At 79.1% G+C, this 995-nt stretch carries 1 protein-coding gene; it reads left to right on the top strand.

Annotated features, from left to right (window positions below; all coding sequences use genetic code 11):
- Positions 1-995: NAD(P)H-binding protein (locus tag G5C65_RS37680; protein WP_165303560.1), on the top strand; the 995-nt coding region annotated here is incomplete at both ends.

Here is a 995-nt window from a genome sequence, read left to right as displayed (position 1 = left end):
CGGCCCCGGCGCATCCCGCGCTGGCGGTGCTGCGGGAGCTGCCGGGGGTGGCGGACGCGGCGCTCGTGGAACGCGAGGGACTCCCGCCGCTCGCCTACGCCGCCCCGGACCCCGGTGCGGCCCCCGGCGGAGTGACGCCGACCGGCCTGCGGCTGGCACTCCGCTCCGCGCTGGCCGGAGACCATCCCGAACTGGTGCCGGAATATGTGGTGCTGGTCGACGCGTTGCCCCGTACCGGGACCGGCGAGGCGGATCCCGGGCGGCTGCCCGGGGACTTCCCGGTCCGGGCGGGTACGCGCGTGCGGCTCACGGGGACGCGCGCGCGTACTGTGCTCGCCGCCTTCGCCGAGCTGCTGGGCGGACACCCCGGCCCGGACGCGGACTTCTTCGTCCTCGGCGGGCACTCCCTGCTGGCCGTCCAGCTCGCCGAGCGCCTGCGCGAGCGGCTCCGGCTCCCGCTCACCGGGCTCGACATCATGGAGCACCGCACGCCCCGCGCGCTGACCGGGCTGCTCGACGCGCGCGCCCGGGAGCGCGACGCGGCGGTGGCCGCGCCCGGCGGGCCCGCGCGCCCGCCGGCGGACCGGGGCACGGTGCTGGTCACGGGTGCGACGGGCGGCGTCGGCGCCTTCGTGACGCGGGAGCTGGCGGCGCGGGGCTACGCCGTACGCGCGCTGGTCCGCGCGGAGTCGGCCCACCTGGCGGCGCCCGGCACGGAGGTCGTCGAGGGGGATCTGCGTGCCACCGGCGGTCTGCGCGAGGCCGCCGAGGGCGCGGTGGCCGTCGTCCACGCGGCCTGCACCTTCACCGACCACGACCTGGACCGCGCCGCGATGCGCGCGCTGCTGGACGGCTGGCGCCGCGGCCCGTTCGTCTTCGTCAGCAGCACGGACGCGTACGCGGCCCCGGGGGAGGCGCCGAGCGCCTACGGCAGGGCCAAGCGCGACTGCGAACGGATGCTGCTGGAGGCGGGGGCGGCGCAGGCGGGGGAGCGG

Origin of the sequence: Streptomyces boncukensis (assembly GCF_011045075.1) — a bacterium.
GTDB classification, from domain to species: Bacteria; Actinomycetota; Actinomycetes; order Streptomycetales; family Streptomycetaceae; genus Streptomyces; species Streptomyces boncukensis.
This window is presented reverse-complemented; position numbering and strand designations above follow the sequence as displayed.